At 61.7% G+C, this 21,762-nt stretch carries 25 protein-coding genes and 1 pseudogene; 19 read left to right on the top strand and 7 right to left on the bottom strand.

Annotated features, from left to right (window positions below; all coding sequences use genetic code 11):
• The first annotated feature begins 21 nt into the window (after positions 1-21).
• The 8 genes from AC1VON_RS21455 to AC1VON_RS21420 all read left to right on the top strand — a co-directional run bounded on the left by AC1VON_RS21455 (position 22) and on the right by AC1VON_RS21420 (position 4,906).
• On the top strand, positions 22-729 hold the full coding sequence (locus tag AC1VON_RS21455) for a metal-dependent hydrolase (protein ID WP_483124768.1): 708 nt from the start codon (positions 22-24) through the stop codon (positions 727-729).
• A gap of 24 nt (positions 730-753) precedes the next feature.
• The gene (locus AC1VON_RS21450) at positions 754-1,170 is read left to right on the top strand and encodes a hypothetical protein (RefSeq protein WP_483124767.1); all 417 of its coding nucleotides are present in this window, start codon (positions 754-756) and stop codon (positions 1,168-1,170) included.
• Between the two features lie 67 nt (positions 1,171-1,237).
• The gene (locus tag AC1VON_RS21445) at positions 1,238-1,411 is read left to right on the top strand and encodes a hypothetical protein (protein WP_483124766.1); all 174 of its coding nucleotides are present in this window, start codon (positions 1,238-1,240) and stop codon (positions 1,409-1,411) included.
• Positions 1,408-1,656, top strand: coding sequence for a hypothetical protein (locus tag AC1VON_RS21440; RefSeq protein ID WP_483124765.1), 249 nt, complete (start codon positions 1,408-1,410; stop codon positions 1,654-1,656). The genes AC1VON_RS21445 and AC1VON_RS21440 overlap by 4 nt, the downstream gene beginning before the upstream one ends.
• A gap of 82 nt (positions 1,657-1,738) precedes the next feature.
• A complete protein-coding gene (gatC, locus tag AC1VON_RS21435; RefSeq protein WP_172350445.1) occupies positions 1,739-2,026 on the top strand; it encodes an Asp-tRNA(Asn)/Glu-tRNA(Gln) amidotransferase subunit GatC in 288 nt (95 codons plus the stop codon).
• A 7-nt stretch (positions 2,027-2,033) separates the two neighbouring features.
• Positions 2,034-2,489, top strand: a complete 456-nt coding sequence (locus tag AC1VON_RS21430) for a GNAT family N-acetyltransferase (protein ID WP_483124764.1) — start codon at positions 2,034-2,036, stop codon at positions 2,487-2,489.
• Complete coding sequence (locus tag AC1VON_RS21425) at positions 2,489-4,054, top strand: amidase (RefSeq protein ID WP_483124763.1); 1,566 nt, start codon at positions 2,489-2,491, stop codon at positions 4,052-4,054. The genes AC1VON_RS21430 and AC1VON_RS21425 overlap by 1 nt, the downstream gene beginning before the upstream one ends.
• 54 nt (positions 4,055-4,108) lie before the next feature.
• Complete coding sequence (locus AC1VON_RS21420) at positions 4,109-4,906, top strand: YdcF family protein (RefSeq protein ID WP_172350448.1); 798 nt, start codon at positions 4,109-4,111, stop codon at positions 4,904-4,906.
• On the opposite strand, the gene AC1VON_RS21415 is transcribed toward AC1VON_RS21420, so the two are convergent.
• Positions 4,879-5,598, bottom strand: a complete 720-nt coding sequence (locus tag AC1VON_RS21415) for a DUF599 domain-containing protein (protein WP_483124762.1) — start codon at positions 5,596-5,598, stop codon at positions 4,879-4,881. The two genes, AC1VON_RS21420 and AC1VON_RS21415, sit on opposite strands and share 28 nt — an antisense overlap.
• Positions 5,599-5,776: 178 nt before the next feature.
• Here AC1VON_RS21415 and AC1VON_RS21410 point away from each other — a divergent pair, with 178 nt between their 5' ends.
• From AC1VON_RS21410 to AC1VON_RS21400, 3 genes are all read left to right on the top strand, one after another.
• Positions 5,777-7,180, top strand: a complete 1,404-nt coding sequence (locus AC1VON_RS21410) for an L-serine ammonia-lyase (protein ID WP_483124761.1) — start codon at positions 5,777-5,779, stop codon at positions 7,178-7,180.
• 69 nt (positions 7,181-7,249) lie between these two features.
• A complete protein-coding gene (locus AC1VON_RS21405) occupies positions 7,250-7,687 on the top strand; it encodes a DUF1489 family protein (RefSeq protein ID WP_056576946.1) in 438 nt (145 codons plus the stop codon).
• Positions 7,688-7,964: 277 nt separating this feature from the next.
• Complete coding sequence (locus AC1VON_RS21400) at positions 7,965-8,666, top strand: DnaJ domain-containing protein (RefSeq protein ID WP_483126354.1); 702 nt, start codon at positions 7,965-7,967, stop codon at positions 8,664-8,666.
• A 47-nt stretch (positions 8,667-8,713) separates the two neighbouring features.
• On the opposite strand, the gene AC1VON_RS21395 is transcribed toward AC1VON_RS21400, so the two are convergent.
• Complete coding sequence (locus AC1VON_RS21395) at positions 8,714-10,138, bottom strand: SPOR domain-containing protein (RefSeq protein ID WP_483124760.1); 1,425 nt, start codon at positions 10,136-10,138, stop codon at positions 8,714-8,716.
• Between the two features lie 285 nt (positions 10,139-10,423).
• Between AC1VON_RS21395 and AC1VON_RS21390 the strand changes: the two genes are divergently transcribed.
• From AC1VON_RS21390 to AC1VON_RS21375, 4 genes are all read left to right on the top strand, one after another.
• Positions 10,424-10,753: a phasin family protein gene (locus AC1VON_RS21390; protein ID WP_140773518.1), complete on the top strand. Its 330-nt coding sequence runs from the start codon at positions 10,424-10,426 to the stop codon at positions 10,751-10,753.
• Between the two features lie 276 nt (positions 10,754-11,029).
• The gene (gene clpS / locus AC1VON_RS21385; protein ID WP_010909565.1) at positions 11,030-11,359 is read left to right on the top strand and encodes an ATP-dependent Clp protease adapter ClpS; all 330 of its coding nucleotides are present in this window, start codon (positions 11,030-11,032) and stop codon (positions 11,357-11,359) included.
• A 6-nt stretch (positions 11,360-11,365) separates the two neighbouring features.
• Positions 11,366-13,834, top strand: coding sequence for an ATP-dependent Clp protease ATP-binding subunit ClpA (clpA, locus tag AC1VON_RS21380; protein WP_056576958.1), 2,469 nt, complete (start codon positions 11,366-11,368; stop codon positions 13,832-13,834).
• A 64-nt stretch (positions 13,835-13,898) separates the two neighbouring features.
• Positions 13,899-14,540, top strand: coding sequence for a chloramphenicol phosphotransferase CPT family protein (locus AC1VON_RS21375; RefSeq protein WP_483124759.1), 642 nt, complete (start codon positions 13,899-13,901; stop codon positions 14,538-14,540).
• Here AC1VON_RS21375 and AC1VON_RS21370 read toward each other — a convergent pair whose 3' ends face one another.
• The 5 genes and pseudogenes from AC1VON_RS21370 to AC1VON_RS21350 all read right to left on the bottom strand — a co-directional run bounded on the left by AC1VON_RS21370 (position 14,541) and on the right by AC1VON_RS21350 (position 18,805).
• A complete protein-coding gene (locus AC1VON_RS21370; RefSeq protein ID WP_483124758.1) occupies positions 14,541-15,677 on the bottom strand; it encodes a phosphatase PAP2 family protein in 1,137 nt (378 codons plus the stop codon).
• 111 nt (positions 15,678-15,788) lie between these two features.
• A complete protein-coding gene (locus AC1VON_RS21365) occupies positions 15,789-16,226 on the bottom strand; it encodes an HIT family protein (protein ID WP_483124757.1) in 438 nt (145 codons plus the stop codon).
• A 107-nt stretch (positions 16,227-16,333) separates the two neighbouring features.
• On the bottom strand, positions 16,334-17,548 hold the full coding sequence (locus AC1VON_RS21360) for a GNAT family N-acetyltransferase (protein WP_483124756.1): 1,215 nt from the start codon (positions 17,546-17,548) through the stop codon (positions 16,334-16,336).
• Between the two features lie 55 nt (positions 17,549-17,603).
• Positions 17,604-18,333: pseudogene (locus AC1VON_RS21355) on the bottom strand (glycerophosphodiester phosphodiesterase).
• 7 nt (positions 18,334-18,340) lie between these two features.
• Complete coding sequence (locus AC1VON_RS21350) at positions 18,341-18,805, bottom strand: RidA family protein (protein WP_483124755.1); 465 nt, start codon at positions 18,803-18,805, stop codon at positions 18,341-18,343.
• A gap of 138 nt (positions 18,806-18,943) precedes the next feature.
• Between AC1VON_RS21350 and AC1VON_RS21345 the strand changes: the two genes are divergently transcribed.
• The 4 genes from AC1VON_RS21345 to rpsB all read left to right on the top strand — a co-directional run bounded on the left by AC1VON_RS21345 (position 18,944) and on the right by rpsB (position 21,657).
• Complete coding sequence (locus AC1VON_RS21345) at positions 18,944-19,774, top strand: cell envelope integrity EipB family protein (RefSeq protein WP_483124754.1); 831 nt, start codon at positions 18,944-18,946, stop codon at positions 19,772-19,774.
• A gap of 36 nt (positions 19,775-19,810) precedes the next feature.
• Positions 19,811-20,089, top strand: a complete 279-nt coding sequence (locus AC1VON_RS21340; RefSeq protein ID WP_483124753.1) for a DUF4031 domain-containing protein — start codon at positions 19,811-19,813, stop codon at positions 20,087-20,089.
• Positions 20,086-20,697, top strand: a complete 612-nt coding sequence (locus tag AC1VON_RS21335) for a LysE family translocator (RefSeq protein WP_483124752.1) — start codon at positions 20,086-20,088, stop codon at positions 20,695-20,697. Before AC1VON_RS21340 ends, AC1VON_RS21335 begins: the two co-directional genes overlap by 4 nt.
• Positions 20,698-20,874: 177 nt before the next feature.
• Positions 20,875-21,657 carry a 30S ribosomal protein S2 gene (gene rpsB, locus AC1VON_RS21330; RefSeq protein ID WP_023777441.1) on the top strand — a complete coding sequence of 261 codons (783 nt, stop codon included), beginning with the start codon at positions 20,875-20,877 and terminating at the stop codon, positions 21,655-21,657.
• Positions 21,658-21,762: the final 105 nt, after the last annotated feature.

The raw sequence follows: 21,762 nt of genomic DNA, 5'->3' as shown, positions 1-21,762 counted from the left end.
CAAAAATCGAGGAATGCATACATGAAACTGACCTGGTACGGCCATTCGGCCTTCCGTATCGAAACCGCTGACGCCAAGATCCTCATCGACCCCTATCTGATCGGCAACCCATCCTGGACGGGCGGCTGGGAAGGACCGGCTGAAGGGATCACGCATGTCCTGCTGACGCACGGGCACAGCGACCACATCAGCGGCGCGCTGGAAGTGCTCGGCAAGAGCGGTGCCCAGCTGGTCGCCAATTTCGAGATCTGCATGTATCTGGTCGGCAAGGGCGTGGACGGCAACAAGATCAATCCCGGCAACATCGGCGGCACGGTCGATTGCGGCGGCTTCACCACCACCTTTGTCCAGGCGTTGCACTCTTCCTCGTTTGGCGAAGAGGGCGGCAAGAATGTCTATCTCGGCAATCCCGGCGGGCTGGTCCTGCATTTCCCGGAAGACCGGACGCTCTACCATATGGGCGATACGGACATCTTTTCCGACATGGCGCTGATCAACGAACTGCATGAGCCGAAGATCGGCATCGTGCCGATCGGCGACCGTTTCACCATGGGCGGCGCGGTGGCGGCACTTGCATGTCGCCGCTTCTTCAACTTCGACACGGTCGTGCCTTGCCACTTCGGCACGTTTCCAATGATCGATCCGACGCCCGAGAAATTCGAGGCCGGCCTGGAAGGGTCCGGCGTGAAGGTCGCATTGCCTGATATCGGTCAGACGATTACGATCTAGAAGCAGCCAAAGCGGAACAAATCCATGGCGTTGGGGCGATCTCTTTGCGTATCGATGTTTGTCGCGGCGTCGCCCGCGCTCGCCGCGGATGACTTCATCGAAGGCGTCTACCTTCAGTCCGAGGAGCTTTGCACGCAAGCCAGGAAGGACACGCTGCAGACGTTGATCGACGCCGGCAACGTCGTGCTTTCCGTGCACGGCCTGCAGGGCGTCGAATACAATTGCGAGTTCGTGCAGGTCAGCAAGGCGACGCGATCGCCGAGCTGGGCGGTGACAGCCATCTGCCAGGAACCGGGCTATGTCTTTCCCGATGTCCTGTCGGTGACGCGGATCAGCCCGACGCAGCTCGATCTCGTGTCGGTCCGGCCGATCGATGACGAAAGCGAGGCGAGCGGCAACAGCGGCAGCTACTATCGGTGCGAGGGCGTCAACATGCCTTGATCGTCCCGGAACTTATGATCTTGACCTGAATTACATCAGCAACGCGCAGGTCGTCGTCCGCGCCAGAGTGCTGTCCTATCAACCGGTATTCGACCCGGAGATCCAAGAGCGGCAGCGCAAGTTTATCGAGGCTTTGGGCAAGGACGATCATGCGCATCTGACGGACGGGTTATCGGAACGCCCTGCCGATAGCATTCGTATCAAGTTCGAAGTCACCGAGACCATCCTCGGTTCTCCGTGATTGAAGAATTGGGGGGCGGTCTGGGTCCATTCGACATTCGCTATGCCAGAGCAATGAGCGGCCCGGAAAATGTGATCGTCGGCTTGCGCGCCGCCATCGATCGTCATGGAATACCGTTCGTTCAGCTTGTCCAGCAACCTGGTGCGCCGATGATGATCCTTAAAGACAACCCCGCGAACCGCAAAGCTGTCGTCGACGCCATTATTGCGCAAAGTCGCGGGCACGCAGGCTATGCCTTTCAGTGAGGTGTAACCGAACTGGCACCAATATGTTGCGCACACGGCTCGGCGCGGCTATAGCGCGGGCAGGTTTTTCGAAGGTTCCAGAATGTCCGTTGATGTCAAGACTGTGAAGCGCGTCGCGCGTCTCGCCCGTATCGCGGTAAGCGAAGAGGATGCGGAGCGCATGACCGGCGAGCTGAACGCCATCCTTGGTTTTGTCGAGCAGCTGAACGAGGTGGATGTGTCCGGCATCGAGCCGATGACCTCGGTGACGCCGATGGAGATGAAGAAGCGCCAGGACGTTGTCACCGATGGCAACAAGGCGGCCGACATCGTCGCCAATGCTCCAGCGACCGAAGAGAATTTCTTCCTCGTGCCGAAGGTCGTGGAGTAGGACGCCGATGGCAATCGAGATCGCCATCGAGACGCCGCTGCAGGATGATGTGCGCGGGCTGGTCCAGGAACTCAACGAGACCTTGCTCGAATTGACGCCGCCTGAGCATTGCTACCATCTGACGGTCGAGCAGATGGCGGGCCAGGATACCACCGTCTTCATCGCTCGCGACGACGGCATCGCCATCGGTTGTGGGGCGCTGAAACGCCATGGCGACGCCATAGGCGAGGTCAAGCGCATGTACACGAGGCCTTCGCATCGCGGCCGCAAGATCGGCGCCAGGATCGTCGAACGGGTCGAGGCGCTGGCGAGGCAGGAAGGACTGAGGCGGCTGGTGCTGGAGACGGGCGATCGCCATCCCGCGGCCTGGGCCGTCTACGAACGTGCCGGGTTCTCGCGCTGCGGCCCGGTGCTGGATTATCCCGATTCCGAGTGGTCGGTATTTTACGAAAAGAGCCTTTGATGAGCGATCTGACCCGACTGACGATTTCGCAGGCCCGCGCCAAGCTGCGCGGCAAGGAAATCACCGCGACCGAGATCACCGAGGCCTATCTCTCGGCGATCGATCGCGCCAATCCGTCGCTCAATGCCTATGTCGCGGTGACCGGCGACAGAGCGCGCGACATGGCCAAGGCATCCGATGTCAGGCTGGTCAAGGGCGAGGGCGGTGCGCTGGAAGGCATTCCGCTGGGGATCAAGGATCTGTTCGGCACCGAAGGCGTTCATACCCAGGCCTGCAGCCATGTACTCGACGGCTTCAAGCCGCGTTACGAATCGACTGTCACCGCCAATCTGTGGGCCGACGGCGCAGTGATGCTCGGCAAGCTAAACATGGATGAGTTCGCCATGGGCTCGTCCAACGAGACATCCTATTATGGCCCGGTCATAAACCCTTGGCGGCGTTCGCGCCTCGACACGGTGGTGATGCCGACGACGCATCAGGGCGATGGCGGCTTCGTATCTGCCGGCGGCACGAAAACCCAGCGCAGCCTGGACAATGCGCAACTGGTGCCGGGCGGCTCTTCCGGTGGTTCGGCAACCGCCGTCTCGGCCTTCCTGTGCGCCGGTGCCACGGCCACGGACACTGGCGGTTCGATCCGCCAGCCGGCCGCGTTCACCGGAACCGTCGGCATCAAGCCGACCTATGGCCGCTGCTCACGCTGGGGCATCGTCGCCTTCGCTTCGTCTCTCGACCAGGCCGGACCGATCGCGCGCGACGTGCGCGACGCCGCGATCCTGCTCAGGTCGATGGCCTCCGTCGACCCAAAGGACACGACCTCGGTCGACCGGCCGGTTCCGGACTATGAGGCGGCGATCGGCAAGCCGATCAAGGGCATGAAGGTCGGCATTCCCAAGGAATACCGCGTCGACGGCATGCCCGAGGAGATCGAGGCGCTGTGGCAGAAGGGCATTGCCTGGCTCAAGGATGCCGGCGCCGAGATCGTCGATATTTCCTTGCCGCACACCAAATACGCGCTGCCGGCCTACTACATCGTGGCACCCGCGGAAGCTTCATCCAACCTCGCGCGCTACGACGGCGTCCGCTACGGCTTGCGCGTGCCGGGCAAGGACATTGTCGAGATGTATGAGAAGACCCGTGCGGCCGGTTTCGGCCGTGAGGTCAAGCGCCGTATCATGATCGGCACCTATGTGCTGTCGGCCGGCTACTATGACGCTTACTATCTGCAGGCTCAGAAGGTCCGCAACCTGATCAAGCGCGACTTCGAAAACGTCTTCGCCGCCGGTGTCGACGTCATCCTGACCCCGGCGACCCCGTCGGCCGCCTTCGGCATCGCCGATGAGGACATGGCCGCCGACCCAGTCAAGATGTACCTCAACGACATTTTCACGGTCACCGTGAACATGGCCGGCCTGCCGGGCATCGCCGTGCCGGCCGGTCTCGATCCCAAGGGCCTGCCACTTGGCCTGCAACTCATCGGCAGGCCGTTCGAGGAAGAAACACTGTTCCAGACCGCCGCCGTCATCGAGCAGGCGGCCGGCACATTCCAGCCGGAAAAGTGGTGGTAAGGGTATCGCTCGTCTAGCGCGTAAAGGATGCGCGGCGCCGTATTGGGGTGAGCGATGTTCTTCCTTCTTTCCAAGGTCTTCTGGTTCTTCATCCAGCCACTCAACCTGACGATCTTCCTGCTTCTGGCGGGGCTGATCGCCGCAATGATCGGCCGGCGGCGGCTGGCCGTCACCGGTAGCGTTCTCGCCTTTCTGATTCTGGCGCTCTCGACCTGGACGTCCCTTGGCGCGATGATGCTCAACCCGCTGGAAGAGCGCTTTCCGCGCCCGCCGCTGCCGCAAAAGGTCGACGGCATCATCGTGCTCGGCGGCGGCTTCGAGGGCGCCATCAACTTGGCGCGTGGCGGCTATGAATTGGGCAGCAGCGGCGACCGCATGATCGAGACCGCAATCCTCGCCCGGCGCTTCCCACAAGCCAAGGTGGTTGTATCAGGCGGACACGGCTCGTTTTTCATCGACGCCGAGGGGGACGCCGACACCGCGTCCCGCCTGCTCGTTCCGCTTGGTGTATCGGCCGATCGTCTTGTCCTTGAGGACAAGTCCCGCAACACCTACGAAAATGCGGTCTTCAGCCGCAAACTCGTCGAACCGAAGCCGGGCGAGACCTGGCTGCTGGTGACCTCCGCCTTCCACATGCCACGGGCCAAGGCGCTGTTCGACAAGGCTGGGTTTCCAACCGTTCCCTGGCCGGTCGACTATCACACTTCCGGCAAGGAAGGTGTCGGCTTGTTTCGCGACAATGCGATCGATTCCGTGCAGAACACCACCATAGCGCTCCGCGAATGGATTGGGCTTTTCGCCTATTGGCTTTCGGGCCGCATCGATCAGCCGTTTCCGGCGCCGGGCGGCTGACCGATGACGGCGCGCCGCGCCGCCGAGAAGAACTGGCGGCGCACCAGCACGGCCAGCAACAGAAGCGTCGACAGCACAAACACCACCGGGTCGACGAACCAACCGAGATAGCCGATCGAGAAGAACACGCCGCGCAGGCCCGAGTTGAAATGCTTGCCGGCCAGCATGTTCATCTGCGCCGCGCGCCACACCGCTGTTTCGGTGACCGGATTGCGCGAGGCTTCGCCGTGCGGGATCGGCACCGCGCCGATCAGGATCGAGCAGTAGTTGAACAGCCGGTAGGCCCAGCCGAATTTGAAGAAGGAAAAGGCGAGGATCAGCACCAGTCCCAGCACCTTGATCTGGAAGGCCGGGCGCGACGGCGCTCCGCCGAGTGGCAGGTTGCTCAGCACCTCAAGCACTCGGTCGGACGCGCCGAGCAAGGCAAAGCAGCCGCCGAGCGCGATCAGGGAACTGGAGGCGAAGAAGGCGGTTCCCTGCTGCAGGCCGCTCATGATGGCGGTGTCGACGATACGGATTTCGCGTTCGGCCATGGTGCGCATCCAGGCTTCGCGCTGTGCATTCATCGCGGTCGTCAGCGACATGCGGCTGACCAGCTTGCCGTCGGAGGCGAGCGTGTGCAGCAGCCACGCGATCAGGAAGAAGGCCAGCGCCCCGAAATCAGCCATCGAAAGATAGAAGGAATTGCCCATGGGCTGAATTTATCACATCCAGCGCGGTCGCTTCGATGCAGGCTCACGTGATCGACGGCAATGTCGCTGCCGGAGCAAACAAGGTCGGCAGGTGCTGCGCCGCGATTGCCAAAAGAGCGGAAACATCCGGGGAATTCCTATATCTGTATGTAGTCCTCGACGTGCCCCAGGAGACAGCGTGTTCCTTTCGGTTTTCGACCTGTTCAAGATAGGCATCGGCCCCTCCAGCTCTCACACGATGGGGCCGATGACTGCCGCGCGGCGGTTTCTCGACGAAGTCGCGGGGGACGACTGGCCGCGGCCCGCCGGCGCCAAGGTCGCCCGCATCGGGGCCAGCCTGCATGGCTCGCTCGCTTATACCGGAATCGGCCATGGCAGCGACCGCGCCGTTATCCTCGGCCTCGCCGGCCAGACCCCGCAAACAGTCGATCCCGACCAGGCTGACGGCATTGTCAGCCGCATCACCGCCGACAGGCTGATTTCACCGCCCGGCCACCCGTCCTACCATTTCGACCCGACCACGGATCTGGTGCTCGACCGCAAGACGCCGCTCACGGGTCACGCCAACGGCATGGCGTTCTATGCCTACGATTCCGCTGATCGCCTGCTTCTCAAACGCATCTACTATTCGATCGGCGGCGGCTTCGTGGTCTCGGAAGAAGAACTGCAGCGGATGAAGGCCAAGGGGTCGGTGACGACGGAAGGCAAGAAAGTGCCTTATCCCTTCAAGAACGCGGTCGAGATGCTGAAGATGGCGGCCAAGAGCGGCCTTTCCATCGCCGAGATGAAGCGCGTCAACGAGGAGACGCAGATGTCGCGCGAGGAGCTCGATGCCGGCCTCGACGCGATCTGGAGTGCGATGAAGGGCTGTATCGACCGTGGCTTGTCGCAGGATGGCATCATGCCTGGCGGGCTGAAGGTGCGGCGCCGCGCCCGGCAGCTCCACGACAAGCTGCAGGAACAGTGGCAACAGAACCGGCCAAATCCGCTGCTCGCCAATGACTGGCTGTCGATCTACGCGATGGCGGTCAACGAGGAGAATGCGGCCGGCGGGCGCGTCGTCACCGCGCCGACCAATGGCGCAGCCGGCACGCTGCCGGCGGTGCTTCGCTACTGGCTGCATTTCCATCCGGAGGCCGACCAGCCGAGCATCCGCGACTTCCTGCTGACGGCAGCGGCCGTCGGCGGCATCATCAAGACCAATGCGTCGATCTCGGGCGCCGAGGTCGGATGCCAGGGCGAGGTCGGCTCCGCCTCGGCAATGGCAGCGGCCGGCTTGTGCGCCGTCATGGGCGGTACGGCCATGCAGGTCGAGAATGCGGCCGAGATCGCGCTCGAACACCATCTCGGCATGACCTGCGATCCGGTCGGCGGGCTGGTGCAGGTTCCGTGCATCGAGCGCAATGCTCTCGGCGCGGTCAAGGCGGTGACCGCCGCGTCATTGGCGATCAAGGGCGACGGCGTTCACTTCGTGCCCCTCGACTCGGCGATCGAGACCATGCGCCAGACCGGCCTCGACATGAACGAGAAGTACAAGGAAACCAGTCTCGGCGGGCTCGCTGTCAATGTCGTGGAGTGCTGAGGGCGCTTGGCACTGTGGAGAAGTTCGTCAGGCCGTTGACGTACCGGTGCTCTGGACTAACCTTAGCGAATGGCTCTCAATCTCCTAAAACTGTGCGTCGGCTGCGACAGCGTCGAGGATCTCGAGGAATGGATCGAGTTCCGTCTTGACGAACGGCGCCGAGCCGGTGAACCGGCCGAACACTGGCACACCACGCGCATGGTGCCGACGCGCGGCGCCGAGATCACCGATGGCGGTTCTCTGTACTGGGTGATCAAGGGCAACGTGCAATGCCGCCAGCTGATCACTGAGATCCGGCCGTTCACCGACGATGAGGGCATCGGCCGCTGCCATTTGATGCTCGATCCGCAAGTCGTGCGCACCGACTGGCAGCCGCGGCGGGCTTTCCAGGGCTGGCGCTACCTGAAACCTTCGGATGCGCCACTCGATCTCGGCAAGGGCAAGGCCGGACTGGTCGAGATGCCGCCGAAACTCAGGCGCGAGCTTGCCGACCTCGGCTTGCTGTAGGTCTCCGCGCACAAGCGTTGCCTGTCCCGGCGCGGGCTGTTTCTGGCCCCCAATCTTGCCTCGCACTGGACTTGCAAGCGGAGCCACAACGCCACATCTTGAAATTCATGCGCGATCAAAAGCTGTCGAACTCGACGAAAGCCGCGGCATTCGCCGGGCCGGCCTGCATGGCGGCCTCTTCTCGCCCGAGGGAAGGCCATCATTCCGGCGCAGAAAAAGTGTTCGGTGACATCACGCGGCTGTCCGGGCGGACAGGATATCCGCGGTGCGGTGGGAAATGTTAGGCGCAATTATCGTTCTGGTCGCATTGCTGCTGGTGCTCTTGGTCGTGGTCTCGGCCTTCCTCCGGGCGGACCCCGCACGGCTCGCGAGCGGGACGAGAACACTGGCTCCGGTCCTGCTGGCGCTGGCGGGCGTCGCCCTGCTTCTGGTCGGTCGAAGCGGAATCGGCGGCGTCATCCTGTTCGTGGCGATCGGCTGGTATGCCGCCGCCCACGCGAACCGACCCAAGGTCGGTTCGGCGTCGGGAAAACGCTCAACGGTGCGGACGGCGGCACTCGAGATGGAGCTGGATCACAATACGGGCGGCCTTGAAGGACTGGTTCTGGCCGGCCGCCACGACGGCAAGATGCTTGGCGCGATGGGCCTTGCGGAGCTGCAGCATCTCTACCGCGAACTCTCCGGCGATGCGGAGAGTCGCCAACTGCTAGAGACGTATCTTGACGGCCGATTTCCCGTCTGGCGCAAAAACACTGAGACGAACGGTGGCGAAGGGCTGGGTGTTGCGCCAGGTCCGGGCTCCATGACTAAGGAGGAGGCCTACAAGGTCCTTGGTCTTGAAGCGGGGGCCGCCGCGGCGGATGTCCGCAAGGCGCACCGCCGCCTGATGCAGCGCCTGCACCCCGATGTCGGCGGCACGTCTTTCCTGGCGGCGCGAATTAACGAAGCCAAGGACGTCTTGCTCTCCAATCACAATTAGTTCTCCTTCGACGCAGCAAATTTCCGGGAGATCGCTTCCACGCCGTCCTATTGCTGGACGGCGTAGCACTCGATTTTCTTCTTTTTCAAAGCGGTGCAGGCCTTCCAGGCGGCGTCCTTCGATCCGAAGCCGCCAAAGCGGGCGCGGTAATAGGTGACGCCGTCCTTGTCGAAGGCGACGGTGAAGCCGGCAGCATCCGCCAGCACCTTGGGCGCCTGCTTGGTGGTCTTGTCGAGGAATGCCTGGGCTTCCGACTGTTTAGGCGACGATGCGACCTGGATGGCCCAGCCCGACGGTACCGACGCCGTGTTGACCGGATCGACAGCCGGTGCCGGTTCCGCATAGGCGGCCACGACCTGCGCCGTAGCGACCTTGGGGGCAGCGACGATGACGGTCTTCACCTTCTTTGCCGGGACTACCAGCTTGGGTGTCTCGGCCTGAGCGGTATCCGCGTCCTCGCTGTCGCCCTGGGCAACGGTTGCGTCGTCGGCGACAGCCGTGTCGTCTTCAGCGACAGCTACCGGCTTTTCATCCGGGGTGGGCGCGTCGTGCTTGGGCAGGAGAACCTTGGCAAGTGCCTTGATCGGATTGTTGCTGTCAGCCTTGGCAACCAGATCGCCACCGCCGCGGGTCGATGCCCTCGGCATGTAGGTGTTGATCAGGCTTGCCATCTGGTTGTCGCGGCTGCCGCCCGACGTCCCGCCCATGACAACGGCAACGAGCCGGCGGTTGCCGTCGGAGACGGACGAGACGAGATTGAAGCCGGAGGCACGGGTGTAGCCGGTTTTGATGCCGTCGACGCCCTTGATGCGTCCAAGCAGGCGGTTATGGCCGTTGATGCGCTGGCGGCCGTAGAGAAAGGAGCGCTGCGAGAAATAGCCATAGTACTGGGGAAAATGCTCGCGCAGTGCGATGCCCAGCGTAGCCATGTCGCGCGCGGTGGTGAACTGACCAGGGTCGGGCAAGCCGTTGGCATTGCGGAAGACGGTGCCGTTCATGCCGAGCCGCCGCGCCTTGGCGGTCATCATGCGGGCAAAGGTGGTTTCATCACCGCCAAGCATTTCGCCGAGCGCGGTGGCCGAATCATTCGCCGACTTGGTGACGATCGACAGGATCGCGGTCTCGACCGTGACCGAACCGCCCGGCTTTACGCCGAGTTTCGTCGGCGCCTCGGCGGAGGCATGGGCCGAAAACACCACCGGCGAGTTTTTGCTGATCTTGCCCTTCGCCATCGCTTCGAAGGTCAGATAGAGCGTCATCATCTTGGTCAGCGACGCCGGATAGCGCCTGCCGTTCGCATCCGCGGAGTACAGCACCTTGCCCGTCTTGGCGTCCACGACAATGGCTGCCGGCCGCGCTGCCAGCGACGAGGCGACGTCAGCGCAGACGAATGTCATCGCCAAGGCGAAGACCATGATCGCTTTGAGGGGGGAGGTGGATTTGGAAACGATGCCCAACAACGCCTGACGCACTGATATTTCCCTTGAATTCTTCGTTGCGCTGGAGGCGGCAAAGGGTCCTGCCTCACTTCCAGCCAAGCTAGCGGGGCAGCGTTACCAATCCGTTTATGGTAACCGCCGCGTTCACCATTTTCTTCGGGCTTGAAACTCACTTTATTTGATTTTTAGCCATTGCCTGCGCAGGCAGGCCCCGCACGCAGGCCAAATATTGACTTTTGTGCGGCGCACAATATATTTGAGTGCATTGCACAAGGGCGCCCCGAAGAAGGACGCCTCAACCGTCAAGGGAATCGTGAAATGACCCAGACCTATGAGGACTTCAGCAAATACGGCAAGGAATTCGCCGATACCGGATTGAAGAGCTTCGCTTCGCTCTCCAAGGGCGCGCAGGCGATCGCGACCGAAGCCGGTGAATACACCAAGAAGAGTTTCGAGGCCGGCAGCGCCGCTGCCGAGAAGCTGTTTTCGGCCAAGTCGCTGGAAAAGGCGATCGAGATCCAGTCCGACTACGCCAAGCAGTCCTACGAGGCGTTCGTCGCCGAAGCCACCAAGATTGGCGATCTCTATGCCGAACTCGCCAAGGAAGCCTACAAGCCGTTCGAATCGATCGTTGCCAAGGCGAAGTAATTTTCGTCCGACAGCTGCAACTCCGGCCCTTTGGGTCTGGGACAAACCCGGTCGCGGAAGCGCGGCCGGGTTTTTTCGTGCCAATTTCCGCTCCGGGGCGGCGTAGCGCTTCACGATTGCGAAAATCCGCGAAGTTTGGTCACCTAGCCATATTGTCAGCTAACCAGAAGGGCTTAAAATCGTCCATCGAACACCTACATGTCGAACTCGCATGAGGATTCGAAGAGGCAGGATTACGTGACGATCGGTTTGACTGCCACGAAACAAGTGGCGCGGATGCAAAACGGCGGCGGCGACGGCAATGAGGCCGGCCGCGGGACGGCCGTCATCACGCGCACCAAAACCAAGACCAAGAAGCCCAGCCTTTACCGGGTCCTCATCCTCAACGACGACTACACTCCGATGGAGTTCGTGGTTCACGTCCTGGAGCGTTTTTTCCAGAAGGACCGCGAAGCCGCCACACGCATCATGCTTCATGTTCACAATCATGGAGTGGGCGAGTGCGGGGTCTATACATTCGAGGTGGCCGAGACCAAAGTGTCTCAGGTCATGGATTTCGCCCGACAGAATCAGCATCCGCTGCAATGCGTGATGGAGAAGAAGTGAGGTAACATGCCGGCTTTCTCCCAAGGCCTGGAAAAGGCGCTTCACCAGGCGCTGACGCTCGCCAATGAGCGGCACCATGAATACGCAACCCTTGAACATCTGCTGCTCGCGCTGATCGACGACACCGAGGCGGCCGCCGTCATGCGCGCCTGCAACGTCGATCTCGACGAGCTGAAGCACACTGTTCTCACCTATATCGACACCGAGCTCGACAACCTCGTCACCGGCTACGACGAGGACTCCAAGCCGACCGCGGGGTTCCAGCGCGTCATCCAGCGCGCGGTCATCCATGTGCAGTCGTCGGGCCGCGAGGAAGTGTCGGGCGCCAACGTGCTCGTCGCCATCTTCGCCGAGCGCGAGAGCCACGCCGCCTATTTCCTGCAGGAACAGCAGATGACCCGCTACGACGCGGTCAACTACATCTCGCACGGCATCGCCAAGCGCCCGGGCGCATCGGAGACGCGCTCGCCGCGCGGCGCCGATGACGAGCAGGGCGGCCAGAACGGCGCCGAGCCGCAAGAGGAAGGCGGCAAGAAGAAGCAGCAGCAGGACGCGCTGACCGCCTACTGCGTCAACCTCAACAACAAGGCCAAGGCCGGCAAGATCGATCCGTTGATCGGGCGCGAGTCGGAAATCAACCGCACCATCCAGGTGCTGTGCCGCCGCTCCAAGAACAACCCGCTCTATGTCGGCGACCCCGGCGTCGGCAAGACGGCGATCGCCGAAGGCCTGGCCAAGCGCATCGTCGAGGGCGATGTTCCCGAAGTGCTGCACAACGCTACCATCTTCGCGCTCGACATGGGCACGCTGCTGGCCGGCACGCGCTATCGCGGCGATTTCGAGGAGCGGCTGAAGCAGGTCGTCAAGGAGCTCGAGGATTATCCGGGCGCCGTGCTGTTCATCGATGAGATCCATACGGTGATCGGCGCCGGCGCCACGTCGGGCGGCGCGATGGACGCGTCCAACCTGTTGAAGCCGGCCTTGTCGTCGGGTGCGATCCGCTGCATCGGCTCGACCACCTACAAGGAATTCCGCCAGTTCTTCGAGAAGGATCGCGCGCTCGTGCGGCGCTTCCAGAAGATCGACGTCAACGAGCCGACCATTGAGGATGCCATCGAGATCATGAAGGGGCTAAAGCCCTATTTCGAGGAATTCCACAAGGTCCGCTACACGAGCGAAGCCATAAAGGCCTCGGTCGAGCTGTCGGCGCGCTACATCAATGACCGCAAGCTGCCGGACAAGGCGATCGACGTGATCGACGAGACCGGTGCCTCGCAGATGCTGGTGCCGGAAGCCAAGCGCAAGAAGACCATCGGCATCAAGGAGATCGAAGCAACGATCGCCACCATGGCGCGTATCCCGCCGAAGACCGTTTCGGCCGATGACGAGAAAGTGCTGCAAGGCCTCGACATCGAACTGAAGCGTGTCGTCTATGGCCAGGACACCGCCATTACCGCGCTGACTTCGGCGATCAAGCTGGCACGTGCCGGCCTGCGCGAACCGGAGAAGCCGATCGGCTCCTACCTGTTCTCGGGCCCTACCGGCGTCGGCAAGACCGAAGTCGCCAAGCAACTCGCCGCCTCGCTCGGTGTCGAGCTGATCCGCTTCGACATGTCGGAATACATGGAACGTCATACCGTTTCACGGCTGATCGGCGCGCCTCCCGGCTATGTCGGCTTCGACCAGGGCGGCCTGTTGACCGATGGCGTCGACCAGCATCCGCACTGCGTGCTTTTGCTGGACGAGGTCGAGAAGGCACATCCGGACCTGTTCAACATCCTGTTGCAGGTGATGGATCACGGCAAGCTGACCGACCACAACGGCAAGCAGATCGACTTCCGCAATGTGATCCTGATCATGACCACCAATGCGGGTGCATCGGATGCGCAGCGGGCGGCGATCGGTTTCGGTTCGACCAAGCGCGAAGGCGACGATGTCGAGGCGATCAATCGGCTGTTCACGCCGGAGTTCCGCAACCGTCTCGATGCGATCATCCCGTTCGGCTCGCTGCCGGTGCCGGTGATCCATCAGGTGGTGCAGAAGTTCGTCATGCAGCTCGAGGCCCAGCTCTCCGAGCGTGGCGTCACCTTCGACCTGTCGCCGGATGCGATCGCCTGGCTCGCCGACAAGGGCTATGACGAGCGCATGGGGGCGCGGCCGCTCGGTCGTGTCATCCAGGAGCACATCAAGAAGCCGTTGGCCGACGAGGTGCTGTTCGGCAAGCTGAAGAAGGGCGGCACGGTGCGCGTCACCGTCGAGAAGAAGGAAACCGGCGAGACCGGCCTGAAGCTCGAATCGCTGGCCGACGAGGCGCCGGTGCAGCCGAAGAAGGAAGAGCCGGAAGACGCACCCAAGCCAAGGAAGGCCGTGGCCAAGAAACCCGCGGCAAAGAAGGTTGTGGCGCAGAAGCCGGAGCCCAAGGGCAAGGATGGCGGCAAGCGCAGCCTGGTGCCGCAACTGCCAAGAAAGAACTGATCATTTCGCAGTCGAGAAAAGCCCCGGAAACGGGGCTTTTCTTCATTTGAACAATGGGGTGGCTATGGCCGGCCAGATCATCATTCTCAACGGCGCGCCGCGATCAGGAAAGTCGAGCATCGCCCGAGCCATTCAGGAAAGCTTCGATGGCCCGTGGATGAATCTGGGCGTCGACGGCTATGAGCGGATCACACCCCCGCGATATCGTCCAGGAATAGGCCTGCGCCCCGGCGGGGAGCGACCTGACCTTGAGGTCCTCGTGCCCCGCTTTTATGCGGCCCTCTATGAATTGATCGCGGCCCACAGCCGGCTGGGCCTGAATGTCGTGACGGATGTCGGCCATCACGATGCGTATTCAAAGCCCCTCAACTGCCTGATCGATTGTGCGCGCCGGCTCGCCGACCTGCCGGTGCTGTTTGTCGGCGTTCGCTGTCCAATTGAAATCATTATGGAAAGGCGAGCCGCCAGCGAGGCGGGCAGGGGTTATGTCATCGGCTCGCCGGCTGATCCCGTACCTTCGCCGGTGCGCCTGTGGCAGGATGAGGTACATCGGCCGGGCGTATACGATCTTGAGGTCGACACTTCGTTGCTGAGCCCGGTGCAGTGCGCGGATGCGATCCGCGAACGGCTTCTACCGGGAGCGGCGCACCCGACAGTCTTTCAGGGGCTTGCGGATCCGCCCCCCGCAATCCATCAGCGTTCCTGACTATACCGACGCAGCTTCCGGGCGGGCCGAAGGAATCTCGCTCGGGAAACGCGAAGCAATCGTCGTCCGGGACAATACAACACCGGTGATTTTCCAGATGGCGACCGAGATCAGTATGCCCGCGTAACCGTCCGGGGCGTAGTGCCACCCAAGAACCACGGACCCGAGCATGATGATCGCCGCGAATATCCACATTACGACGCCCAGCCGTGGAGACAGCCTCGTTACATAGAGCGCAAAAAGCACGGATGACGCGACATGAATGGAAGGGAACGCTGATATGCCCATGGTTCCTGAAGACAGACCCTCATAGCCGTTCCACAACCGCTCCTGCAGGGACAGGGCCCAGACTGGATACTGTTTATTCGCCGATTGAAGTGCGTCCATCAACGGCTGATAGAGATCGCCAAACCCCAACCTTGCAAAGTAGCAAGGGCCGGCGGATGAGAATGTCAAAGCAACGAAGAAGCCGCCGATCAGCCAGAGCAGCATGAAACTGAGCAGGAACTGATGACGCAGAAGAGTATCGCGGGTCGCCACGGCACTTGAAAAGACAGTCACGATCAGCACCACAAACCAAAAATTATAGCAGAAATTGAGAAGGCGGATGGCTAGCGGGCTTTCAAGAATCCACCAGAGCCATTGGTAAGAAGCGCGGCCGAAATGCAGCTTGGTGCTGAAGTGTGCGATGGCCTGGTCCCAGGAGAAAGGCGCCAATACAGCGATCGCGCCCTTCAGCACTGAAAAACCCGAAACAAAAATCAGGATCGCGGCAAGGCCGTTCACGCCATTGGCAATGCGGTTCCTATCGGTCAGCAATTGCCGGAAGGAAACCAGCAAATGGTTGGCCGGCGACTTTGCGCGATGGACCAACGCCAGTTGAATCAACCGGAAGGCTGCATATGCACATCCAAAAATCCAGAAATAGACCACCAGATAAAAGGCATATTCATAAAGCAATCCGAAATCCGGAAAATTCCCGACCCGGGCGCCAACCACAAAGCCTAATCCCAGAGTAAACAGCGCAACCGCATGAATAATACGGTGCCGAAGAAATGATTCGACCAAGAGTTTTGAAAACGCGGCCTCACCATTGGCTCCGGATCGCCGGCTCAAATATTCGAAAGTATCTTGCAATGCATGTCCCTCGCGCACGAGAAATGCCTCGCAAGGGCTTGCTGGAGTATTAAGAAAGAAGCCGCCGGGTGGTGTCCCGGTCGCAGCGGTGATCGCTCGGTTTACAAAGGCTTAAGATTTAGCCGAAAGGGCGGCGCGGATCTTTTCGGCGTTCGCAGCCAGCACTTCGGGCTTTTCCATAGCGCCGGTATGCGGCTTCAGGGGGATGCCGTCGAAGCGCGGGATGACATGGATGTGCAGGTGATAGACGGTCTGCCCGGAGGCCGGTTCGTTGAACTGCAGGATGGTGACGCCATCGGCGTTGAGAGCCTTCTTCACGGCCAGGGCCACTTTCTGGACGACCGTGAAAAGCGGGCCGAAGGTCGACGGGTCGGCGTCGAGCAGATTGCGCGACGGCGCCTTTGGCACCACCAGCGTGTGGCCCGGCCCCTGCGGCATCACATCCATGAAAGCCACGACCGCATCGTCTTCGTAAACGCGGTGCGAAGGAATTTCGCCGCGCAGGATCTTGGCGAAGATGTTCTCGGTGTCATAGGCGGTTTGGGCCATGGCGAACGCTCCGGATTTGTACCTCGCCATCCCGTGTAGCGAAGCTCTTCCGGAGCGGCAAGACGATGCGGCGGGCGATCAGGCGAGATCGACCGTGTCAAGCATGCTTACTCCTCCAGGTCCTTGCGGAACGGGGTATGCTCTTCCAGATATTCGCCCATCCGCTCGACTTCGCGCCGCTCGCGCCTGAGATAGTCGGCGACCGCGTTGCGCAAGCCAGGATGCGAAATGTAGTGGGCGGAATGCATTGTCACCGGCCTGTAGCCGCGCGCCAGCTTATGCTCTCCCTGCGCGCCAGCCTCGACCACCTTCAGCTTGCGTTCGATGGCGAAATCGATGGCCTGATGGTAGCACACCTCGAAATGCAGGAAGGGGTGATCCTCGATGCAACCCCAGTTGCGGCCATAGAGCGCGTCGGAGCCGATGAAATTGATGGCGCCGGCAACGTAGCGCCCGTTGCGCCTGGCCATCACCAGCAGGATATCGTCCGCCATGCGTTCGCCGATCAGCGAGAAGAACTGGCGGTTCAGATAGGGGCGGCCCCATTTGCGGCTGCCGGTGTCCATGTAGAAGGCGAAGAAGTCGTCCCAGGCTTTCTCCGTCAGGTCCTTGCCGGTCAGCCAGTCAATGGTGATGCCATCGGCAAGCGCTTCGCGCCGTTCCTTCTTCATCGCCTTGCGCTTGCGCGAGGCAAGTGTGGCGAGAAAGTCGTCGTAAGTCGAAAAGCCTTCGTTGAAGAAGTGGAACTGCTGGTCGGTGCGATGCAGGAAGCCCGCGGCCTCAAGCGTCGCGACGTCGCTTTCCAGCGCGAAGGTGACATGCGCCGAGGACACGCCGAGCTTGTCGGTCACCATTTTGAGGCCGGCGGCGAGCCCGGCCTTGACCGCATCCGGATCCTCGCCTTTGCCGACCAGCAGGCGAGGGCCGGTGACGGGCGTGAACGGCACGGCGCATTGCAGTTTCGGGTAATAGCGGCCACCGGCGCGCTCGAAGGCATCCGACCAGCCGTGGTCGAACACATATTCGCCCTGGCTGTGCGACTTGAGATAGCAAGGGACCGCGCCCAGCAGCCTGCCTTGCGCAGTCTCCAGCCGCAGGTGATGTCCTTGCCAGCCGGTGCGTCGCACGGCGCATCCGGAATCTTCCAGCGCGCTCAAGAACGCGAATGAAACGAGTGGGTTATAGCCATTTTTCGCATCGCCGCGCGTGGTGCCGGCAAAGCTGTTCCATTCATCGCAGGTGAAAGCGCTGAAGCCGGCGGCGATGCGGATCGAATAGTCCGCGTTTGCCGTTTGCCCGTCGCCGTCGTCACCCTGATCCATGAGGCTTATTTAAGCTCCATCCGGGCCGCTACAAGTCACGTTTCAGACACTCGGCTCAGGCGACCTTCACCAGGTCGGGTTCGAACCCTTCGAATGTCATCTGATCGGCATATTTGAAAGTCAGGTCGATCGCGGGCTGGTCATGGACCGTCCAGGTGATGACGGGCATCTTCGAGCCTTTCACGCACGAAGCTGACGAACGGGTTCGGCAAGTCACCGGCGGCGTAGGAGGTGAAGGAGAGTTCGTGCGCCAGCATGGAAAAATGCGCTTCGATCAGCTTGAGGTCCTTGCCGTAGGCGGTCAAACCAGCGGGAATGCCGGGTGCATGTTTCGGGAAATCGCGGATCAGCCAGTGATCGAACGACATGATCGCCGCCTTGCCCTTGTAACGCTTGAGCATCTTGCCGACACGCGCCACCAGACCTTCATCGCGGCCGGGAATCCCTTTCAGTTCGACGACCATGGGCACGCGGCCGTCAACCAGGTCGAGCGCTTCCTGCAGCGTCGGCAAGTGGTCGGATGTGCCGCCAACCTTGAGCGCGGTCAGTTCGGCCGCGCTGCGCTGCCAGACGAAACCATCCTCTCCAGTCAGCCTTTTCAGATCGTCGTCATGGATGATGATGGGAACGCCGTCCGACGACAGATGCACGTCGCATTCGATGGCGTAGCCGCGTTCGGCCGCGGCGGCGAAGGCCGACAGCGTGTTTTCCCAGCGCGTCTTGTTCATGTCGTGGAAGCCGCGGTGGGCAACCGGCCGGGCAGTCAGCCAGGAGAGGTCGGTCATGTCAGCCTCATTCGACTTCGAAGATCGCTTCGATTTCCACTGCGGCATTAAGCGGCAGGGAGGCGGTGCCGACGGCCGAGCGGGCGTGCTTGCCGCGCTCGCCAAGGGCGGCGACCAGGAAATCGGAGGCGCCGTTGGCGACCAGATGCTGCTCGACAAAGTCAGCCGCGGAGGCGACGAAGACGGTGATCTTCACAAGCTTCCGGATCTTCTCGAGGTCGCCGAGTGCGGCTTTGGCCTGTGCCAGAATGTTGATTGCGCAGTATTTTGCCGCGTCCTTGCCGCTTGCCGTGTCGACGTCGCGGCCGAGCAGGCCGCTCGCCTGCAGCTTGCCGTCCTTGAGCGGCAATTGTCCGGCGGTGAACAGCAAATTGCCTGACCTGCAATAGGGCACGTAGTTGGCGGCAGGTGCGGCGGCGACCGGAAGCGCCACGCCGAGATCGCTTAGCCGCTTTTCGATTGTTTCACTCATTGCTTTTCCCTATTGCTGGAAGACGCCGCGCTGGCCGGGCCGAAATTGCTATTTTTGCCTCGCTTCCGCCACGACTTTTTTTAAGCTGGACCATCTTTCCCTGCGGCCTGCCATCAGCCGCGACGATCGGAGTACCTCATGCGCGCAACGCGCCTTGCATTCCACACCGTCCTGTTGTCGGCGGTATTCTCGATAGGACCCGCTTTCGCCGTCCCGGCGCTGCAGGCGCACCGCGCCGTGTATGACCTCACCCTCAACAAGGCCTCCGACCGGTCCGGCATAACAGGCATATCCGGTCGCATGGTCTACGAATTCAACGGCTCGGCCTGCGAAGGCTATACGGTGAAATTCCGTTTCGTGACCCAGATCGTCACCAACGACAACACGAGACTCACTGACCAGCAGACGACGACTTTCGAGGATGCCGAAGGCAAGACCTTTTCGTTCGTGACCAAATCCTTTGTCGACCAGAACCTCGACAAGGAGGTCAAGGGTATCGCCACGAAGGATCCGAAAGGGCTCAAGGTCGATATCGACAAGCCCGAAAAGAACAGCCTGGAACTCGCCGCCACCCAGTTTCCGACCCAGCATCTGGTTGAGCTGATCGGCAAAGCCGAGAAAGGCGAGAATTTCTACCAGACCAACCTGTTCGACGGCTCGGAAGACGCCAACAAGGTGATGACCACCACCGTTGTCGTCGGCAAGAAGACCGAAGCCGACAAGGCCGACCCCGAGGCTCCGGCGCTGGCTAAGCTCGCCACCGACAAATACTGGCCGGTCGACATCGCCTATTTCGACGACAGCGCCCAGAACGGCGAGGAAGTGCCGGAGTACCGGATCAGCTTCAAGTTGCATGAGAACGGCATCACCCGCGATCTCACCATGGACTATGGCGACTTCTCGATGACCGGCAAACTGGTCAATCTTTCGCTGTTCGACCAGACAAAGCCTTGCCCGGTATCGAAATAGCCGGGGTGCGCAATTGAGCTGGCCGCGGCGGGCTTGATGGCAGTCTACGTCGATGCGGCGATCTGGAAGTGGGCCGGCCATCGCTGGTGCCACCTGATGGCCGACGACACCGACGAGTTGCATCGATTCGCCGCCGAACTGGGCGTCAAGCGCTCGTCCTACCAGGGCCCGCCCAAGACATCGGCTCCGCACTATGACATAACCGGCTTGGAGCGCGACCGCGCGGTGCGGCTCGGCGCCATCGAATGCAGCCGCGAGGAGATCGTCGCGATCTTCCGGCGCGTGCGGGTGCCCAATGGAAAGGCCAAGCCATGACACCAACGGCATTTCTCGCCTATTGCGCCGCCGTCACACTCGCCGCCGCCACACCGGGACCCGCAATGTTCGCGGTCATCACCAATGGCGTGTCGCGCGGCTTCCTTCGTGCCTTCATGGCCGGCGTTGGGGTCGCCGCCGGCGATGCGGTGCTGGTCACCCTGGCGCTGCTCGGGCTAGTGGCGCTGGCCCAGACCTTCGAGTGGATCTTTCTCCTGCTGAAATATGCGGGTGCTGTCTATCTGATCTTTCTCGGGATCAGGATGTGGCGCGCCTCGGCCGCGCAATCAAATGAGCCGCGGACGGCCGAGGCGAGATTGTCCCGGTCCTTCTTGCTTGGCGCATCCATCGCGCTGGGGAACCCGAAGGCAATTCTGTTCCATGCCTCGATCATGCCGTTGATCCTCAACCTCGACACACTCACTTTTGTCGATGGCCTGCTGGTGGTGGCGGTCGTCATCGGCGTCAACGTCCTGACCATGGGTGTCTATGCAGCACTTGCGGTCCGGGCTTCGGGCTGGTTCAGGACACCCAGGCGCATGCGGCTGATGAACCGGTTTGCCGGCAGCGCGATGATCGGCACCGGAGCGCTGATTGCCGCACGCTGAGCGGTAAAATGGCGCCCCGCTTGCGTTTGTCGCACTTCCCCTCTATATGCGCGCTCATTCCACACACGGACTTTGGTGTCTGCCCGGGAGAAATCCGGCTGAAACCTCCGGTGGCGTTCAAGGACCTAGTCCGAAAATGCCTGTGTCCGTGGAGGCTAACCGGAAAGGAAAATAAGAATGGCTCTGCCTGATTTCAGCATGCGCCAGCTTTTGGAAGCTGGCATTCACTTCGGCCACCAGACCCACCGCTGGAATCCGAAGATGGCGCCCTACATCTATGGCGCCCGCAACAACATCCACATCATCGACCTCTCGCAGACGGTGCCCTTGCTGCACCAGGCGCTGAAGCAGGTCTCCGACACCGTCGCCAAGGGCGGCCGCGTGCTGTTCGTCGGCACCAAGCGTCAGGCGTCCGACATCGTTGCCGATGCGGCTCAGCGTTCGGCCCAGTACTATGTCAACTCGCGTTGGCTCGGCGGCATGCTGACCAACTGGAAGACGATCTCGAATTCGATCCAGCGCCTGCGCAAGCTCGACGAGATGCTTGCCGGCGAGGCCCAGGGCCTCACCAAGAAGGAGCGCCTGAACCTCGACCGCGAGCGCGAGAAGCTGGACAAGGCGCTGGGCGGCATCAAGGACATGGGCTCGACGCCCGACCTGATGTTCGTGATCGACACCAACAAGGAAGCGATCGCCATCCTCGAGGCCAAGCGCCTTGGCATCCCGGTCGTCGCCATCATCGATTCGAACTGCGATCCGGACAAGATCGATTTCCCGATCCCCGGCAATGACGACGCGGCCCGCGCCATCCAGCTCTATTGCGACCTGATCGCCAAGGCAGCGATCGACGGCATCGCTCGTCAGCAGGGCGCGCTCGGCGTCGATATCGGCGCTTCGGTTGAAGCTCCGGTCGAGCCGGCGCTCGATCCGGCTCCGGCATCGGAAGCCCCCGAGGCTTGATAATCGAAGGCCGGCAACGGCCTTCATCTTTCTCATATTTTGGCACGCTAAACAGACGCACCATCGAGTACCGATGGTGCGTCGGTGCATTTAAAACAAAGAGGC

The sequence above is a fragment of the Mesorhizobium sp. HAY1-8B genome (assembly GCF_056868045.1).
Note: the sequence above shows the minus strand (reverse complement) of the source record. Positions and strands in the feature narration are given on the sequence as shown.

Coding starts and splice junctions, on each gene's coding strand:
- AC1VON_RS21360 (WP_483124756.1), bottom strand. CDS start 17,548: ATGGATCAGGGTGACGACGGCGACGGGCAAACGGCAAACGCGGACTAT.
- gatC (WP_172350445.1), top strand. CDS start 1,739: ATGTCCGTTGATGTCAAGACTGTGAAGCGCGTCGCGCGTCTCGCCCGT.
- AC1VON_RS21340 (WP_483124753.1), top strand. CDS start 19,811: ATGGCAGTCTACGTCGATGCGGCGATCTGGAAGTGGGCCGGCCATCGC.
- AC1VON_RS21415 (WP_483124762.1), bottom strand. CDS start 5,598: ATGGGCAATTCCTTCTATCTTTCGATGGCTGATTTCGGGGCGCTGGCC.
- AC1VON_RS21345 (WP_483124754.1), top strand. CDS start 18,944: ATGCGCGCAACGCGCCTTGCATTCCACACCGTCCTGTTGTCGGCGGTA.
- AC1VON_RS21375 (WP_483124759.1), top strand. CDS start 13,899: ATGGCCGGCCAGATCATCATTCTCAACGGCGCGCCGCGATCAGGAAAG.
- AC1VON_RS21450 (WP_483124767.1), top strand. CDS start 754: ATGGCGTTGGGGCGATCTCTTTGCGTATCGATGTTTGTCGCGGCGTCG.
- AC1VON_RS21420 (WP_172350448.1), top strand. CDS start 4,109: ATGTTCTTCCTTCTTTCCAAGGTCTTCTGGTTCTTCATCCAGCCACTC.
- AC1VON_RS21365 (WP_483124757.1), bottom strand. CDS start 16,226: ATGGCCCAAACCGCCTATGACACCGAGAACATCTTCGCCAAGATCCTG.
- rpsB (WP_023777441.1), top strand. CDS start 20,875: ATGGCTCTGCCTGATTTCAGCATGCGCCAGCTTTTGGAAGCTGGCATT.
- clpA (WP_056576958.1), top strand. CDS start 11,366: ATGCCGGCTTTCTCCCAAGGCCTGGAAAAGGCGCTTCACCAGGCGCTG.
- AC1VON_RS21425 (WP_483124763.1), top strand. CDS start 2,489: ATGAGCGATCTGACCCGACTGACGATTTCGCAGGCCCGCGCCAAGCTG.
- AC1VON_RS21430 (WP_483124764.1), top strand. CDS start 2,034: ATGGCAATCGAGATCGCCATCGAGACGCCGCTGCAGGATGATGTGCGC.
- AC1VON_RS21400 (WP_483126354.1), top strand. CDS start 7,965: ATGTTAGGCGCAATTATCGTTCTGGTCGCATTGCTGCTGGTGCTCTTG.
- AC1VON_RS21350 (WP_483124755.1), bottom strand. CDS start 18,805: ATGAGTGAAACAATCGAAAAGCGGCTAAGCGATCTCGGCGTGGCGCTT.
- AC1VON_RS21455 (WP_483124768.1), top strand. CDS start 22: ATGAAACTGACCTGGTACGGCCATTCGGCCTTCCGTATCGAAACCGCT.
- AC1VON_RS21405 (WP_056576946.1), top strand. CDS start 7,250: ATGGCTCTCAATCTCCTAAAACTGTGCGTCGGCTGCGACAGCGTCGAG.
- AC1VON_RS21390 (WP_140773518.1), top strand. CDS start 10,424: ATGACCCAGACCTATGAGGACTTCAGCAAATACGGCAAGGAATTCGCC.
- clpS (WP_010909565.1), top strand. CDS start 11,030: ATGCAAAACGGCGGCGGCGACGGCAATGAGGCCGGCCGCGGGACGGCC.
- AC1VON_RS21335 (WP_483124752.1), top strand. CDS start 20,086: ATGACACCAACGGCATTTCTCGCCTATTGCGCCGCCGTCACACTCGCC.